This window comes from Yersinia sp. 1252 StPb PI (assembly GCF_048593885.1).
Classification (GTDB): domain Bacteria; phylum Pseudomonadota; class Gammaproteobacteria; order Enterobacterales; family Enterobacteriaceae; genus Yersinia; species Yersinia enterocolitica_E.
On record NZ_JAZGQE010000098.1, the window covers coordinates 1 to 17,726 of the forward strand.

Here is a 17,726-nt window from a genome sequence, read left to right on the forward strand (position 1 = left end):
ATAGATATTAACATACGCAAAAATAAAAGCGAAATTCCACCCAAAATAAACATTTTAATACTCGGTGCTGGAATGTCGGGTTTAGAGTTAGCTAAGCATTTAAATTGTAGAGGAATAAAAGATATCGTCGTTATAGAAGCTGGTCCAGCAGATGATTACAACCATATAAATGCAGGAGGTGAATATGAACGAGCCAATGAATATTGGAAAAATGAAGGATCTGATAAATACTCCTACCGTTCATGGCATTCTTTAAATGAACCTCATTTTGCTAAAGGAACTTGTCTACGTCGTAGAGTCGGCGGTAGATCCCTTTATTGGCATGGTGTTATTTTACCAATAGAGGCTGAGACACTTAAATTCTGGCCTTCAAATATTGCCCATGATCTTACTGAAAGTTGGTTAGGTGGACCATCACTTTACACACAGGTGCAGTCTGAAATGCTCGCATGGGCAGATAAGAATCACGATATAGATTACTCTCTTCAGCTTTCTGGTTTTGAGTTTAAAATAACACCTCAGGTTATTCGTAATATTGATTCATCAGGTGGCTGGGAATCTTATTCACCACTTTCCTATTGGAAAGAGGATAACCAATTAAGATCTAACCCGAAAATAATTCCTGGGTATGAAGTTATGTCACTCATTATTAAAAATGGTCACTGTATTGGCGCTAAGTTGAGACATATTAGCTCTAATGAGGTATATACCATCNTCGCTGATAAATGTGTTCTCGCCTTAGGTACCATTGAGAATACACGTTTGGCAGCGCAAGTGCTTTATGATTCGGGACATTTAATTGAGGAAAAAATAACTGGACTCGTCGATCACATTGTTCAGGGATTTAATGTGACATTTGAGTATTATAAACTACCCGATATGCTGAGAGAGTTAATTGAATATAAACCTGACACTATATTCTTTTGCCATAGTTCCGCAGGAGAAAGATTTAATTTATTTTTCACTATCACCCAATCAGATTTTGGCATTGAATTAGAAGTATGGACAATGGGCGAACAGATCCCCTCCGATCATGGATATATTTGCATAAATAGAAATGATGAGAATATGCCTTTATCAATTTATAGTGGTTTAAATAATGATGATAATGTATTGATACAAAAACAGCGGGATGAACTAAATATATTCTGGCATGGTATTTGTGAAAATATATCAATCCCCTTTTCCCCATTAGTTTTTGAAGGCGGTTTTACTGTCCATGCCAGAACCATGGGGGATGTTTATCATGAATTTCATTCCCCATCGAGGGTAGTCCATGCCAACAAACCCGTCACATGGATAAGCCCACTTGGAACGGAAAACCATGAAAGTAGTACTCTGCCACTGGGAGAGATATTGAATGAAAATCATGAATTTGATCATATCAAAAATTTATATGCTGTTGGCCCAAGTACATTCCCGCGACCCGGTGCGGCTAATCCATCGTTAACAACACTCGCACTATCACGGCGACTTGCTTACATTCTTAATTAACAGAAGGCTAAATTAATAAGGATATTACTTTTATGTGTAAACCAATTTATATTCTCGGTACTGCTCTATCGCATGATGGCTCAACATGTCTAATGAAAGATGGCAAGATTATATTCTCGATTGAGAAGGAAAGAATATCCCGAGTAAAACATGATGGATTTAATGATAATTCAACTATTCAATATTGTTTAGATGCTGCGGGTATTGAATATAAAGACCTCTCATTGATAGTAGAACAAAACTCTTATAATCCATTATTTAGCCAATCATTAGAACAGCGGAAAAATAGGGTTTTACCCCCCATGGTGCCGATCATCACACTTTCTCATCACTTGGCACATGCCTACAGTGCCATAGGAACATCACCTTTTGATGATATGGGTATTGTGGTTATTGATGGCCATGGAGGTAGCTTAGACAGTTGTAATGACATTGTTGCGGATATCAAAGGTGCGAATAGTATCCACGTTAACAATCGTTACCGTTACTGGGAAACATGCAGCTACTACGTTTATCAAGATAGTAAAATCAAGCCTATCTTCAAAGACTTCTCCAGGTGGGTTAATCGAAAGAATCGCAAAGACTATCCTGTTTCGAGCTGGGAAATAGAAAATTCTATTGGTGAGTTTTATGAAGGGATAGCACTGTATATTTTTGGCGAGCTGGATTGCGCAGGTAAGTTGATGGGATTAGCCCCTTACGGAAGGCCGAATGTAATCGATTGGGTGCCCTTCTTTTTCGATTCCGGCAAAGTGGTGTTGCGTAGTGACTGGTGGGCAAAAATAGACCCTCTTTTAAACTCTGCTCCTACTCATTTTCGTGACAACTTCCAATATTACGCCGATTTAGCCTATTGGGCGCAAACCAAACTCGAGGAAGCACTGTTTTATCTGTTCAGCCATTACTACCAACTTTATCCTATGAAAAACTTTGCTTATGCCGGAGGGGTTGCATTAAATGCCACCGCAAATGAAAAGCTCATTACTCATAGTGAGTTTGAGCATCTCTATATCCAACCTGCGGCGGGAGATAACGGGCTATCAATTGGTTGTTGCTATTATGGCTGGTTGGAAGTGCTGAAGAAAGAGCGAGTAAAACACTCTGGCTCAACATACTTTGGCAAAAAATATGATGATATTAGTGTTATGGCAGAGCTTGAAAAGCATACCGATAAAATTGAATATACTTACTATGATGATATTGAAGCTATTGCCGCAAAATCCATCGTGGCAGGTAATGTTATTGCCTGGTTCCAAGGGGAGTCTGAATTTGGCCCTCGCGCTTTAGGAAACAGAAGTATTTTAGCGGACCCCCGTAACCCTCGAATGAAAGACCATATTAATACTAACGTTAAATATCGCGAGGATTTTCGCCCCTTTGCTCCTGCCGTTTTGCATGAAAAAGCGAATGACTATTTCGACTTGAACCATGATAGTGATCACATGCTATTTATTGCCTATGTCAAAGAAAAATATCGAGCAGCACTACCTTCGATTGTCCATGTAGACGGTAGTGCCCGCGTGCAAACTGTCAAAAAGGAGATGAATAAAAAATTCCATACCTTGATAAATTATTTTTTTGCCGAGACTGGCGTGCCTATATTACTGAATACCTCGTTGAACACCAAAGGAATGCCAATAGTGGAAACCCCTAAGGATGCCATCAATTTATTCTTAAACTGTGGGCTAGATTTCCTGTTCATCAACAATTACATGATATACAAGAAAAATACGTCATTAATTTCTTTGTATTAATACAACTGTAAATCATATCTGTATGTTAAAAACATGAGGTTTCTATGCATGAAGATAAATCATCTATTGGTGATAATAACAGCCTAAAAATTGGCATTATCCATTTAATAACAGAAGGCGTACAACTTTTTGTCGGCGGAGTAGGTTCTTATATCAGAGGGCAAATCATGGCATTACCGGAGGTTATTAAATTACTGGCTGATAATAATATCAGCTTAGAACCCCATTTTATTGAAATTGCCTCCAGTAAATATAATTACTTTTTTGACACAAGTAATTATGGTTATTTTATTAACCAAATTCATAATATGGGAGGGACGTTTTCAACTGTACCAGACATGACATTGGGGAAAGGCGTTGATTGTTCATGGCCCTACGGTGATGCTTTTCTTGGTAATTTACAGAACTGGCAAATATCCTCTGCGGCAGGGGCGGCAAAAATTATTGATCTCAGTACCCATTACGATATCACTCTGGCCTTTTGTCATGAATTGCCGTTCTCGTTCACGCCGCTAATTGCTCGTTTGCATGCGGCTGTTGAGAAACGTAATCTAAAGATTATCTATATTTCCCATGGCACGGCATTTAATCATGAAATGCCATTACCGAATCCTGAACGTATTATGGCTGAATCATTGGCTGTTCACTGGGCCAAGATTGATTCTAATATCAAGCTCGGTAATATCAGCGACTTCCTGGCAATGCACTTAGTGGCACAATACGGTGCTGACCCACAATCATTTATACCGACACCTGCGGGAATAAATATCAATGACCCCTGGTTTCGAATACGCAGTGATCAGGAAATCAGTGACACACTCTCATCACACGGAATATCGCTGGATCACTCATTAGCTATCACTTTAGGCAGAGGGGTTCATTACAAACGCCATGATCTGTTGCTCAGAGCAGCCTGTTATCTGGGTAATGATATTCATCCCGTTATTATGAGTGACCCGATTTTGCCGGAGTTATCTGCCTTAGCGAGCCGACTCGAGATCTCTGCCTCTCTGATCAATTCTTTTGATCGCGAACTAATGGCATGCCTTATTCAATGGCGTAATACGCGGGTTTGCGTTCTTTCTGCTGAGAATGAACCTAATGGATTGATTCCGATGGAATCACGTTGGCTGGCCAGACAACAGGGGGCATTGTTAATTGTTGCCGACTCCGGCGGTTTGAGTGAGCAGGTTGAACATGGGATCGATGGGTTCCTTCACATCCCCGGGAACGCAGCAAGTTTAGCGGAAATAATACGCCAGATTTGCCAATTAACCGACGGCGAAATAGATAAAATCAGGCAAGCCGGAGCTACATTAATAAAAGAGCGCTATAACTGGCGAAACCAAATTTTGTCTCCACTGAGATATCTGATTCCGCAAATTGCAGCTCTGGACTGATGCAGAGCTACAATGTTCAGTTAAGCATTTTGGCGGTGATTTTTTATTGCAGTTTCAGTGCCCCGATTGCGGTATCTAATATTGCATTTTGCCCATTACGGCTGGCTTCCAGGCACCCCATGGCACCGACTAACATTGGAATATCCAACTCTTTAGCCAGAATAGCGCTATGAGACATGATATGCCCCTTGCTTAAACAGATGCCTTTTACCTGCCGGTGGTTCAGCCCAACCATTTGTGAAGGCAATAACTCCTCGGCTAATAATATAATTTCACCGCTAACTGAAAGCGAAACTGGTGGTAGCCCGGTCAAATGGCCCAATGTGCGGTTAAGTATATCGCGGATATCTAATTCCCGAACGCGTAGATACTCATCATCCAGAGCCAGATAATCTTCCACCATTGCCATCAATTCATCCTGCAATGCCGATTCTGCACAAACTAACTGATGCTCCAGGCGCGCATCCATCGCCTGATGCAGTTCCTCATCATCAATCAGCATCACATGAGCGTTAAAAATAGCCGCAGCTTCAGGGCTAATCTGTTGTTCTGCCTGTTGTGCCAACTGCTGCAAATCAGCCACAGTTTGCGCCAACGCCTGTTGTAAACGCCGCTGCTCTTTAGCTACCTGTTCAGCATTGATTGTTTGAGGTAAAAAAACCGGAATGGCGGGTAACCATTGCAACAATGGTGCACTAATCGCGCCACGAGGCACCATGACGCCAGTAAATTCCCCCTCACTGGTGGTGGTGACGAATTCGCCAAAATGTTGTCGCGCCAATTGCATAAAAGCATCTAGCGCCTCGCCTGCTTGCTCACCACTGGCCAGCAAACGAATGGTATCACCTTTACGAACTTGCAATATTGCGAGCTGGTTCAGGCTGCGTGGATTCACACACTGACCATTTTTTTCCAGCAGTAAATCTGCCGCGAACGGAGCCAATGCTTCGACCAATTTAGCCGCCGGTCGCACATGTAACCCGTTAGGGTTGCGCACCACCCAACTGACACTCTGAGCATCCGCTGCCGCCTTAGCCACCGCATTACTAGCAGGTACCACGGCTTCTTCCCCTAGCTGAGTGGCTTTAGCTATCAACGCCCCCATTGCTTCAGCACGGACGTCGGCAAGTGAAGCGCCAGATGATGCAGCGACGACAGCTGCGAGAGTCCCTTCCACCAGTGGTGCGGCACAGAGTTGCACCTGCTGCGCCATATCGGGGTCTAATAGCTCCAGTGCCGTTTCTGCGCTGAGTAAGGCACTGCCTAAATCCATCAATACCAGTACGCCCGATGGGGTGTAAACCGACTCAATGGCTTCCATCACTTTAATGGCATCCGTGCCAATAGGATGATCCAGGTCGTCTACACCGGCAGCAACCGCTAACTGGCAGCTCCCTTGTGTCATTTGCTGTGCCAGTTCGGCCACACCCTGAGCCAGCAGCGCGCTATGAGAAACTACAACGAGATTGACCATCTTTCCTCCTGATAAACGTGTCAGTCCAGCCTGATTAATGACTGGCAACCTGCCATAACGCCTGCATCATCAGCATAGCTGATGTTGCCCCTGGGTCCTGATGACCAATACTCCGTTCACCCAGATAGCTGGCACGGCCTTTGCGGGCCTGCATAGTAATAGTGTCGGCCAATGCTTGCTGGGCACGTTCAACGGCCTGCTGCAATGCATCTACCACCGTGACTCCCTGCTGATTTGCCTGTTCGAGTTGCGCCACTACCGCCCACCAAACATCACACATCGTTTTATCGCCCGGCTCCGCTTTACCGCGCATCACCACCCCTTCCACACCATCTTTAAACATCTGACAAACCGCCGTCAGATCGAGGCTCTGCTTAGCATTCGTGCTTTGTGCTGCGCGAATAAAAAACGTGCCAAACAGCGGGCCGCTGGCGCCGCCAACACTTGAAAGCAGTGTCATACCGGTATTTTTCAGAATAAAACCAATGTCTTTATCAGCAAAGGTCGGTAACTTTTCGACCACTTTATTAAAGCCGCGATTCATGTTCAGGCCATGGTCGCCGTCGCCGATTTCAGTATCCAACTGCGTCAAAAAATCTCGCTGCTCGCTGAAAACTTCAGCACATAGCTGTAACCAACTGACAATTTGTTGTTTGGTGAGTCCCATATTTTTCTCCTGGCACATGGTTTTATAAGATTATTTTCAGCACTTGTGCTGACTTAAGCTCAGTGATTCGGGTTGGTGAAAGCCGCGCGTCCCTGCGGCTTCAAGTACCAAGGAGATATCAGCAACCCCAGCGCAGCGCGGGGGTACTTACCGGCGCATCCCACAATGACAGGAGTTCATCATCAACTTTCAGTACGGTGATGGACATACCCTGCATATCCAATGACGTACAATAAGAACCAATCAATTTACGCTCAATGGTCAAACCGAATTGTGTACAGCACTCCGCCAGACGGTGCCAGACACCATAAAGTTCCGATAAGGGGGTCGCGCCAAGGTTATTGACCAGAACAATGACCCGATCGCCTTTGGCTAAGGGTTGCTTACTCTGGCGCGTCTCGTTCCAGTCACCGGCTTGTCGACCCCAGTGGCGTAATGTGCGCTGATAGCTGCCGTGATCAATCAAGGTCTGGAACATGGCGTCTACCGTGTTATTCAGTGAAGTAAATGGCCGACGCTCAATACCCGGTTCACCATGGATACCCACACCAAATTCCATCTCATTTTCAGCCAAAATAAATGACGGCTTACCGGCAGCGGGCACAGTACAAGCACCAAGCGCGATGCCAATAGAATGCCCCTGATTATTAATTTTCTGCCCCAGTAGTGCGCATTCATCCAATGAATCACCACGTGCCGCAGCAGCACCGAGTAATTTTTCTATAATGACCGTGTTCGCCACCCCACGCCGCCCGGCGGTATACAGGCTATCTTTGACCGCCACATCATCGTCTATCACTAAGGTAGCAACAGCAGTGCCACCGGCATGCAACAGCTCGGCGGCAGTTTCAAAGTTTAGAATGTCGCCAGTGTAATTCTTAATCAGCATCAGCACACCAGGCCCACCATCAATGGCTTGGCCGCATTCATACATTTGATCGGGAGTCGGCGAGGTAAAAATCTCACCCGGGCAGGCACCATCCAACATGCCTTCGCCAATAAAGCCACAATGCATCGGTTCGTGGCCACTGCCACCACCGGACATCAATGCAACTTTGCCACTCACTGGCGCATCTGCACGGGTGATGAAAAGGGGTTCCTGATGCAATGTCAGCTCAGGATGCGCCGCAACCAGCCCCTGAATTTGCTCCTGTAACACACTCTCAACGCTGTTAATTAATTTTTTCATTTTATGCTCCGCGAACGGGAATGGCTGGAGAACAGAGCTGCCGATGATGAGAAATACCGGCAGACTCGGTCGATTTTCGACTCAGAACGTATTTGCCGCACAGATTAGTTGAGGAAAGCCTGACCCAAGCGGTCAGCTACCATAATTGCAGCATAGACACTGTCAGGTGTGACCTTGAACGGCATGTTGTGGATGGTTTCTCCCTCAGCACAGCTGGCCTTGGCGACATCATGGATCTTGCGTTCAATATCCTGAGAAACTCCCATCTCAGCCAATGTGATTGGTAAACCCAGTTGCTGGCAGAATGAGAGCACTGTTTCGATCTCTTCCATGCTGCTGTTCTGTAATACGAGCTGTGTTAGGGTACCAAAGGCCACTTTCTCACCGTGATACAAGTGGTGGCACTCATCTAATACGGTGAAACCGTTATGAATGGCGTGAGCGGCCGCCAGACCACTACTTTCAAAACCAAGACCACTCAGATAGGTATTGGCTTCGATAATACGTTCAACCGCTTCGGTCACAACACCCGCCTCTACCGCCAGTTTGGCTTTATAGCCCTCCGCCAGCAGGGTTTCGTAACACAAGCGAGCCAGTGTAACTGCCGCTAATGTCGATGCACCACCAGCCATATTGGTAGCTTTAGCGTCAAAACAGGCTTGTGCTTCAAAGTAAGTAGACAGCGCATCACCCATACCAGCGACCAGCAAACGTACTGGTGCTTTGGCAATAATGGTGGAATCCATCAGTACGATGTCAGGGTTTTTCGGGTAAATCATATATTCAGCGAACTTGCCCTGTTCGGTATAAATAACGGATAAGGCGCTGGTCGGGGCATCGGTAGAGGCAATAGTAGGCACCACAACGACAGGGATATGCTGATAGTGAGCAATCGCTTTAGCCGTATCGAGGGTTTTCCCGCCACCGATACCAACCACGCCATTACAGCCGTGCTTTTTCAGCTCAACCGTCAACCGCTCAATTTCGTGACGGGAACATTCGCCATTAAAGCGGCTGAAATGATGTTCCAGCTCACTGGCTTGCAGGCTGGAGCCGACGGTATCAGCGGTCAGCTTCATGACGAAATCATCAGCAATGATAAAATAGTTATTAGCCAATAATTTAGCAAATTCACCAATGGACTGTAATGCATTGGCACCTTGAATATATTTGGACGGAGATTGAATGACTTTCAGCATATCTTGCTCCTGTAGCGTAAGAGATAATGTAAGAATAAATAATTTTTAGGGTCAATTTGATGAAACTGCATCCACTATAAGCGCAAAAAACAGGCTGAGAACCAACAGTGAAAACGTTCCATTATGAAACTCCGTTATCTCAGTATGGTTTCATATTGGAACGATAATGCCGTGACACAGGGGCAGGAAGAGAAGTGGCGCACAGAAGCCGCCCAACAGTGTAAGAAGGTAAAATAGAAATAGGTTTACGCGCGATAGGCACCAGCCATAAAAAAAGCCACCCCGATAAAAGGGGCAGCTTTAGTCATTCTCGGTAGTGCTAACGCCACACTAACCGTTATTCACTGACGGGTTCGTCACTCACTTTCTCTTTAGGTTCTGGATTCATACAACTGTAAATTACTGGTAACACCAGCAATGTCAGCACCGTTGCAAAGCCCAGACCAAACATGATAACCACCGCCATACTCTGGAAGAAAGCATCACTGAGCAGCGGAGCCAGCCCCAGAACCGTGGTAAATGCCGTCAACATAATAGGCCGTAAACGGGCGGTAGAGGCATCAATAATAGCTTCGCGCAGTGGTTTTTCCTGTCGCTGTAAGCCTATCTCTTCCACCAACACAATGCCGTTACGTATCAACATACCACTCAGACTTAGCAGCCCCAACAAAGCCATAAATCCGAATGGAATTCCCGTCAACAGGAAGCCTACCGTGACACCAATTAATGCCAGTGGTACCGTCAGCCAGATGGCAACAGCATTGCGCACTGAGCTGAACATCAATACCGTTACGATGAACATAATCAGGAACGCGATCGGCAAACTGATGAAAATACCGCGTTGTGCTTCCTTGGTACTTTCATAATCACCGCCCCACTCCAGCTCATATCCGCGCGGTAACTGAACGGCTTCTACGCCAGGTTTGATACGCCGCAACAACTCAGCAGAGGTCTCACCGCCCTGTTGGGTCGGATCCGTTTGCACCGTCAGTGTCCGCTTGCGATCCAGACGCATAATAAGCGGATCTTCCCACTCGGTTTCAAAACTGGTGACAACGTTATCAATTGGGATAAAGGCCAGGCGCGCCTGGCTCCAGACCATCACATCATTCAGTCGTTCTGCATTGAGTCGTTCTGCATCCGGTGTGCGCAGTACAATCGGCATTAAGCGAGTACCATCACGGTATAACCCCACCGGCAGACCACCAAAGCTCATGCGCAATGTCCCATCGACCTCGCGCTTATCTACTCCAAGCTCGCGCCCCAGATAATCGGAGAATTGTGGCCGGATCATTTTGCTACGGTCTTGCCAGTCATGCCGCGCACCATCCGCCATCGGATCAGCAATGATCGCTTTTTCCGCTTGCGCTGCCAGGGTACGTAACACCTCAGGGTCCGGGCCAACAAAGCGGGCCTCGATGGAGCTGTTGTTGGATGGCCCAAACATGATGCGTTTTATCTGCGCATCAACCTGCGGGTATTCGTCATGCATATAGGATTCGATTTCATCAATCAAACCCGGTATTTGGCTGAGGTCCTCGGTACGAACCATCACCTGCGCATAGTTAGGATAATGACGTTGGGCATTGTAGGTCAGCATAAAGCGCATCGCGCCCTGACCAATCGTTGCCATGGTGTCCGCCACCCCTTTTTGCTGCTTGATATACTGCTCAACCTTGTTCGCTATCCCTTCGGTATAATTGATATCAGTGCCATTCGGCAGCCAGATATCAACGAAGAAGATTGGCGTATTAGAGGGCGGGAAGAAGCTCTGGCGAACATTACCAAAACCCACCACCGATGCCACTAACATGGCCGCCAGCAGCACCAAAGTGATACTGCGATGTTGCAGTAACTTATTCAATACCACGCGATAATAGCGGAATAACCAGCCATCATAAGGTTGCTTGACAGGCTTATCGGCATCCACTTTCGCCGGTTTCTGATTTTGGAATGCCCACTTAGCAAAGACCGGTGTTAACGTCAGTGCCGTGAACCAACTCAACATCAGCGAGATCAACAACACCTGGAATAACGATTTACAGTATTCACCCGTAGCATCATTGGACAGGCCGATAGGTGCAAAGGCCAGAATGGCAATGATAGTCGCGCCTAACAACGGCATCATTGAGCGCTTCACCACATTGCTAATAGCGGTAAAGATGCTTTCGCCTCGCTGGCGACCAACGACGATCCCCTCCACCACCACAATGGCGTTATCCACCAACATACTTAGCGCGATAATCAGCGCCCCTAACGACACTCGCTGTAGCTCGATATTAAATAGCCACATAATGAGCAACGTACCCAGTACGTTAAGTGCCAACGAGATAGCAATTACTATACCGCTGCGCACCCCCATGAAAATCAGCAAAGTGACCACAACAATCAACAGTGCCAACAGGAAGTTAAGGATAAAACCGTTAACCGCCCCTTCAACTTCATGGGACTGATCATAGAACACGTTGATATGCATACCTAACGGGCGTTCACCGTCAAGCTGCGCCAGTCGGGCTTTAATCGCATTACCTACGTTTACCACGTTGACATTCGGGGCAAACGAAATCCCCAGTGCCAATGCAGGTTTACCGTTGGCACGATAAATATTGGTCGGTGAATGGCCAAAACCTTGAGAAACAGTGGCGATATCACGCAAATACACGCTTTTCGGGCTGCCAGGCTGACTTACCAGTAAATTCCCCAGTTCTTGTACACTTTGGAATTCACCGGTCGGATGCAAACGAATAGACTCACTGCCCACCTGCAACTGGCCCGCATCGGACACCACATTCTGGCGGCTCAGTAAATCGGATAACTGCTGTGGCGTGATACCTGCGGCGGTCATCTGGGCACGAGAAATCTCCACCTGAACTTCTTCAGGCAGAATACCCACAATACCAACTTTACCTACCCCGGGTACCAGTACCAGTTCACGTCGCAGTTGCTCGGCAAAATTACGTAAATCCTGGTTACTGTAACCATCACCCGTGAGTGAGAAGAAGAAGCCATAAACATCGCCAAAGTCGTCATTGACCATCGGCGCACTGGCTCCCGGTGGCAAACGCACACTGTTATCGTTGATTTTACGCCGCAGTTCATCCCAGATTTGCGGTAACTCATTCGCGCCATATTGTGCGCGAATATTGATGGTTATTTGTGATAAACCGGCACTGGAAATAGAGGTGACGTCGTCAACATAAGAGAGTTCCTGAATGGCATTCTCCAATGGGAGTGTGACTTCCTCTTCTACCTGCTGTGCTGATGCACCATCATAACGGGTGACAACTACCGCCGTTTTGATGGTGAAGGCTGGGTCTTCCAGCCTGCCTATATTGAGATAGGCAATAATGCCACCAATACCCAGCAACAGAATCGTTAGCCAGATACGGGTATTATTATTGATAAAATTGTCAGTCAGCTTCATCAGAGACCCCGCTCACGGACCCAAGCCCGGACAACCTGATTTGGGCGAAGCTCACCGGTACCTGCGGAGACAATCTGCTCGCCATCAGCCAGACCAGAGGTAATTTGAATGCCGTTGGCGGTCAATTGAGCCACCTGAACTTTGCGCTCTTCAACATGCATCTGACCATCATCATTCTTGATAACCCAGACTCTTGCATCATTCAATTGGGCAGTATCTGGGTTAAACACGGCTTCCACTGGTACGATAATCGTCGGATGATCAGTGCCAGACAGATTGCCAGAGTTGATTCTTACCCGGCCACTGATACCTGAAAGCAGTGGCATATCAGCCGGGCGCTTCATCGTCAGTGTCACCTGGAAAGTCTGTGAAGCAGAGGTGGTTGAGGTGGTGTGTTCTTTATACTCAGCAATAAATTCGCGCCCCGGCATATGATTAAGTAATACCGTTGGTTTGTAGTTACGATTGCTGATGTCTAGTGCGGTAAACAGGCGCTCAGGCACACTAAACACCACATCTAACGTATCCAGTGCACTTAATGTGGCAACCGCCTGACCTGGGGCCATGACCTGATGGTTACGCGCATTCACATTGGCAATAATGCCATCAAATGGCGCGGTAATGGTGGCATCACTCAGCTCTTTACGCGCAATCTCCAAAGCAGCACGAGCCGATTCCATCTCAGCACGACGTACATCCAGCTCAGCACGAGATACCGCCCTTTGCCCTTGCAAGGTATTGAAACGGTTAAACTGATCGCGAGCCAGATTAAAGGTAGACTGACGATCCCTGACTCGTAGGTTCAAATCCGTATCATTCAGTCTGGCAATGACTTGGCCTTTTTTCACCTGCTCACCTTCACGCACCAGCAACTGTTGCAATTGCCCACTTCGTTTAAAGGAGAGCTGAGTTTCATCGCCAGCTTGTAATCGCGCTGGAAAATAGCGAGTGCCATTTTGCCCACTGTCTTCAACGGTAAATATTTTTACCGGGCGCACACTTTCTGCGACTTCAGGGGGAGTTCTGTCGCAAGCAGCGAGAAGAAACGTTAATAGCAGAGTGATTACTGTTTTTATCTTCACTATAAGATCTCGTTGAGTCAGATTTTAATAATTATTGCAGATTAATTATTCACACTTCTTTATCTGTTTTGGGCTTCACTTTTTTGTGACAGACGGCGCACCAGCGCTCTTATTAGTGTGATTAATAATCCCCCGGTAAACATCCCTAGAAAATAGATCAGCACAATTAGCACCGAAATGGGTAGTGTTATTTGCATGGAAAGTAAAGATAAGTTCACTAGCCCGCTGTTTTGAAATACAAAAAGCGTCATCAGGGCCACTATCAGCAAAAAGCACACTAAATACACGTATTTCACTTGATCACCCTTTTCATCTTAGTTCATCATTTTTCGGCTTTAAAACGTAATGTCGTGCTTTCTTGCCAAATACAAATCTCTGGCTGCTAAAACAGAGATAGCCAATAGCGAAATAGCACTACTCTGCTACTCACTATCAGCTATTTTTTAAGAGCAACTGCGCTATACCCTATATAATTCGAGCCACAGGTAGGCAGCCAGCAAACGAATCCCCAGGAGCTTACTCAGGTAAGTGACTGGGGTAAGTGCGTGCCGCTAACACCCCTGTGGCTTCAAGGCCGAAGGACATCCCCAAAGTCATTGGAGCCACAGGTAGGCAGCCAGCAAACGAATCCCGATGAGCTTACGCAGTCAAGTGATTCGGGTAAGTGCGTGCCGCTAACATCCCTGTGGCTTCAAGGCCGAAGGACATCCCCAAAGTCATTGGAGCCACAGGTAGGCAGCCAGCAAACGAATCCCCAGGAGCTTACTCAGGTAAGTGACTGGGGTAAGTGCGTGCCGCTAACACCCCTGTGGCTTCAAGGCCGAAGGGGATTAGTAGTCGACGGCATCCCGGATGATTGGACACGTCATACAGTGACCGCCCCCGCGTCCACGGCCTAATTCACTGCCGACTATCTCAATCACTTCGACCCCTTCTTTACGCAACTGGGTATTGGTTTTGGTATTACGGTCATAGGCCAGCACCACACCTGGTGAAAGCGCAACCATGTTATTACCACTGTCCCATTGTTGACGTTCTGTATCGTAATCATTACCTTCGGTCTCAACCACACGCAGTTTTTTCAGGTTGAGCGCGCCAGCAACTGCTTCAACAAAGGTGCCTTTATCACGACTTAACTTAATACCGGTCGGGCCATTATCAGGGCGCAGTGAGAAGGTTTGGATCTGATTAACAATCGCCGGATATAACGTCACTACATCACGGTCGCAGAAGGTGAACACGGTATCCAGATGCATAGCGGCACGCAATTTAGGCATGGCCGCAATCATGACGCGCTCCACCTGCCCTTCGCTATTTTTAAACAGCGATTGCGCCAACTGCGTGATTGCCTGATGCGAAGTTCGCTCACTCATGCCGATTAACACGGTTTTATTACCGATTGGCATCACATCACCGCCTTCCAGCGTCGCAGTGCCGTGGTGCTGCGTCGGGTCACCCCACCACACTTTCACATTGGCGTCACCAAAGTCCGGGTGGAATTTATAGATAGCCGTGGTGAGGATGGTTTCTTCATGACGCGCCGGCCAATACAGTGGATTTAGTGTCACACCGCCATAGATCCAGCAAGTGGTATCGCGGGTATACAGTGTATTGGGCAACGGTGGTAACAAGTATTCAGTAATGCCAACCGCTTCGCGGATCAGCTTCAACTCTTCTTTGTCACATTTACCGTCTTTATGCAGTTCGGTGGTGGACAAGCCGCCAATCAGCACTTCAGCCAGCACGCGCGGCTCCAGGCTTTCCAGATAGCTGCGGGTTTCTTGCAAAATGCCCAGTGACACTTCATTCGGCACAATTTGCTGATCCAAAATCCACTTTTTCGCCGCTGGAATGGCGACCGTTTCGGCCAGCAGATTATGCATCTCAACCACATCAACACCGCGTTCACGCATTTTGGTCATAAAATCAAAATGGTCGCGCTTGGCTCTCTCTACCCACAGGACATCATCAAATAATAATTCATCACAATTACTTGGCGTCAGGCGGTTATGGGCACGCCCTGGGGCGCACACCATTACTTTATGTAACTTGCCGACTTCAGAGTGAACACCAAACTTAGGTTTAGCGTGAGTTTTCTTAGCTTTATCTGACATAAGAACTCCAATAAATTATATGGTGATAATCCCGGTAGCAATGCTATAAATCGCAGCCACCGCAGCAACAATCAGAACAATAAACAGTATTCTTTCATAGGAATTAAAGGCTTTTTGATGCTGTTCACGTTTGGCAATCAGATACAAAATAGTGCCCGGTCCGTAAATAATGGCCGACAACAGCACGTATTTCAGGCCGCCGGCGTAAATCATCAGAGCAGAGTAGAAAGTCGCAATGATGGCAAAAATCAAATCTTTTCTATGACCACGGTTATTCGTTTCGTAAGTCTCACCGGTCCATGCCAATTTCAGGCCATAAGCTCCGACTAACAGATAAGGGATCAGCGTTAATGAACTGGTTAATTCCAGCGCCAGTTGAAAAGCATAATCAGTAAACAAGGTGAGAATTAAGAATATCTGTATAAAGATGTTGGTCAGCCAAACCGCTGCTGAAGGCACAGCATTGCTGTTTTCAGTCGCGAAGATTTTTGGCATGCTGTTACTCTTAGCCGCCGAAAACAGCACTTCCGCTGCCAGCAGTGACCATGATAAATAAGCACCCAACACAGAAATAATCAGACCCACACTGATAAATATTGCACCCCAGCGGCCGACTATCGCCTCTAACACCCCGGCCATTGATGGCTGGCGTAATGCCGCCAGATCAGGGCGCAGTAACACGCCGTAAGACAACATGGTGATCAATACCAGCAGGCACAGCACACCAATAAAGCCCAGAACGGTCGCGATACCAACATGGCTACGTTCTTTGGCATAACGTGAATAAACACTCGCACCTTCGATACCCAAGAATACAAATACTGTGACCAGCATGGTGCTACGTACCTGAGAGAATAGAGACTCAGGTTCAACTGACGTGGTGATTGCCGCCGCTGCATGACCAACATAGCCATAGTCATTCAGATGGGATAAATCAGCACCTTTAATCACATCTGGCGTACCCCAGAAGTTCAGCGCAAAAACATCACCTTTAAAGGCAAAAATCAGCACGATGACGAAAATGAAGATTGGAATTATTTTTGCGAAGGTGGCGATGGTATTAATTGCCGCAGCTTCTTTAACGCCGCGCAATATCAGGATATGGAATCCCCACAAGATAACGGAGGCAATTAACACCGCCGGAATAGTATTACCATCACCAAATATAGGGAAGAATGCCCCTAACGTTGATTTGATCAGAACAAAATAAGAGACGTTACCAATACAGGTACCGGCCCAGAAACCTAATGCAGAAGCAAAACCAAGATAATCCCCAAAGCCCTCTTTTGCGTAAATGAATACACCAGAATCGAGATTAGGTTTACGCTGCGCTAATGTTTGAAAAACAAAAGCCAGCATTAGCATCCCACCCCCCGCTATACACCAGGCGATAAGTGCGCCAAACCCACCGGTTGCTCGTCCAAATGTTGCCGGCAATGAAAATATACCGGCCCCGATCATTGAACCGACCACCAAAGAGGTAAGGGCCGGTAAAGATAATTTATTCGTTGTTGAATTGGCCATGATGCTCTCAATGACATTGGATAAATTAAGTTAAATGTAAATTCTGCTTATCCTACAAACAGATTCACCCAGACCCACTTATCAATATAAATACATAGTTATCATAGCTTCCTTTAAAACTATTGCATAATGCCCGGAAAGTAGACCAAATCTTACAATATGTAAATTCTTGAAAAAATTATCACATACATCAGAATTTTGTAACAGTGTGCAAAATCATCATTTTGTATATTCATAAAATAACATTTCAGTTTAATTCACTGCAATCCACCCACTCTATTAGCATAGAAATCTGTTTTTTATTAGACGGATCATTTCAGATGATTCCAGTATCCGCATTAATTTAATAATAGACATATGAACGAGAGTCCTTGCCATCTTGCGGACTCTCGTTCTATGAACTAA

General features: G+C 46.3%; 12 protein-coding genes. 3 read left to right on the top strand and 9 right to left on the bottom strand.

Translation table 11 applies throughout. The features are described from left to right. From V2A85_RS14595 to V2A85_RS14605, 3 genes are read left to right on the top strand one after another with little or no spacing between them, the layout of a single operon-like run. Positions 1-1,494 (top strand): GMC family oxidoreductase, encoded by a 1,494-nt coding sequence (locus V2A85_RS14595; RefSeq protein ID WP_420071712.1) that lies wholly within the window; start codon positions 1-3, stop codon positions 1,492-1,494. 32 nt (positions 1,495-1,526) lie between these two features. Then, positions 1,527-3,248, top strand: a complete 1,722-nt coding sequence (locus tag V2A85_RS14600) for a carbamoyltransferase (protein WP_420071713.1) — start codon at positions 1,527-1,529, stop codon at positions 3,246-3,248. Positions 3,249-3,292: 44 nt separating this feature from the next. Next, positions 3,293-4,648, top strand: a complete 1,356-nt coding sequence (locus V2A85_RS14605; RefSeq protein WP_420071714.1) for a glycosyltransferase family 4 protein — start codon at positions 3,293-3,295, stop codon at positions 4,646-4,648. Positions 4,649-4,691: 43 nt separating this feature from the next. On the opposite strand, the gene dhaM is transcribed toward V2A85_RS14605, so the two are convergent. The 9 genes from dhaM to V2A85_RS14650 all read right to left on the bottom strand — a co-directional run bounded on the left by dhaM (position 4,692) and on the right by V2A85_RS14650 (position 17,321). Beyond that, positions 4,692-6,122, bottom strand: coding sequence for a dihydroxyacetone kinase phosphoryl donor subunit DhaM (dhaM, locus tag V2A85_RS14610; protein ID WP_420071715.1), 1,431 nt, complete (start codon positions 6,120-6,122; stop codon positions 4,692-4,694). A gap of 34 nt (positions 6,123-6,156) precedes the next feature. Further along, a complete protein-coding gene (gene dhaL, locus V2A85_RS14615; protein WP_372557922.1) occupies positions 6,157-6,789 on the bottom strand; it encodes a dihydroxyacetone kinase subunit DhaL in 633 nt (210 codons plus the stop codon). A 118-nt stretch (positions 6,790-6,907) separates the two neighbouring features. Further along, a complete protein-coding gene (gene dhaK, locus V2A85_RS14620; protein ID WP_420071716.1) occupies positions 6,908-7,978 on the bottom strand; it encodes a dihydroxyacetone kinase subunit DhaK in 1,071 nt (356 codons plus the stop codon). 104 nt (positions 7,979-8,082) lie between these two features. Beyond that, positions 8,083-9,177 (bottom strand): glycerol dehydrogenase, encoded by a 1,095-nt coding sequence (locus tag V2A85_RS14625; RefSeq protein WP_372557921.1) that lies wholly within the window; start codon positions 9,175-9,177, stop codon positions 8,083-8,085. A 337-nt stretch (positions 9,178-9,514) separates the two neighbouring features. Beyond that, complete coding sequence (locus V2A85_RS14630) at positions 9,515-12,601, bottom strand: efflux RND transporter permease subunit (protein WP_372557920.1); 3,087 nt, start codon at positions 12,599-12,601, stop codon at positions 9,515-9,517. After that, the gene (locus tag V2A85_RS14635; RefSeq protein WP_372557919.1) at positions 12,601-13,683 is read right to left on the bottom strand and encodes an efflux RND transporter periplasmic adaptor subunit; all 1,083 of its coding nucleotides are present in this window, start codon (positions 13,681-13,683) and stop codon (positions 12,601-12,603) included. The genes V2A85_RS14630 and V2A85_RS14635 overlap by 1 nt, the downstream gene beginning before the upstream one ends. A 59-nt stretch (positions 13,684-13,742) precedes the next feature. After that, entirely contained in the window at positions 13,743-13,979 is a 237-nt protein-coding gene (locus V2A85_RS14640) for a LapA family protein (protein WP_372557918.1), read from the bottom strand. Positions 13,980-14,513: 534 nt separating this feature from the next. Continuing rightward, positions 14,514-15,797 carry an arginine deiminase gene (arcA, locus tag V2A85_RS14645; RefSeq protein ID WP_372568629.1) on the bottom strand — a complete coding sequence of 428 codons (1,284 nt, stop codon included), beginning with the start codon at positions 15,795-15,797 and terminating at the stop codon, positions 14,514-14,516. A gap of 15 nt (positions 15,798-15,812) precedes the next feature. Beyond that, positions 15,813-17,321 (bottom strand): amino acid permease, encoded by a 1,509-nt coding sequence (locus V2A85_RS14650; protein ID WP_083160751.1) that lies wholly within the window; start codon positions 17,319-17,321, stop codon positions 15,813-15,815. Positions 17,322-17,726: the final 405 nt, after the last annotated feature.

What these genes read in the sequence shown, in the direction of transcription:
- dhaL (WP_372557922.1), bottom strand. Translation starts at nt 6,789, where the DNA reads ATGGGACTCACCAAACAACAAATTGTCAGTTGGTTACAGCTATGTGCT.
- dhaM (WP_420071715.1), bottom strand. Translation starts at nt 6,122, where the DNA reads ATGGTCAATCTCGTTGTAGTTTCTCATAGCGCGCTGCTGGCTCAGGGT.
- V2A85_RS14630 (WP_372557920.1), bottom strand. Translation starts at nt 12,601, where the DNA reads ATGAAGCTGACTGACAATTTTATCAATAATAATACCCGTATCTGGCTA.
- V2A85_RS14650 (WP_083160751.1), bottom strand. Translation starts at nt 17,321, where the DNA reads ATGGCCAATTCAACAACGAATAAATTATCTTTACCGGCCCTTACCTCT.
- V2A85_RS14625 (WP_372557921.1), bottom strand. Translation starts at nt 9,177, where the DNA reads ATGCTGAAAGTCATTCAATCTCCGTCCAAATATATTCAAGGTGCCAAT.
- arcA (WP_372568629.1), bottom strand. Translation starts at nt 15,797, where the DNA reads ATGTCAGATAAAGCTAAGAAAACTCACGCTAAACCTAAGTTTGGTGTT.
- dhaK (WP_420071716.1), bottom strand. Translation starts at nt 7,978, where the DNA reads ATGAAAAAATTAATTAACAGCGTTGAGAGTGTGTTACAGGAGCAAATT.
- V2A85_RS14600 (WP_420071713.1), top strand. Translation starts at nt 1,527, where the DNA reads ATGTGTAAACCAATTTATATTCTCGGTACTGCTCTATCGCATGATGGC.
- V2A85_RS14605 (WP_420071714.1), top strand. Translation starts at nt 3,293, where the DNA reads ATGCATGAAGATAAATCATCTATTGGTGATAATAACAGCCTAAAAATT.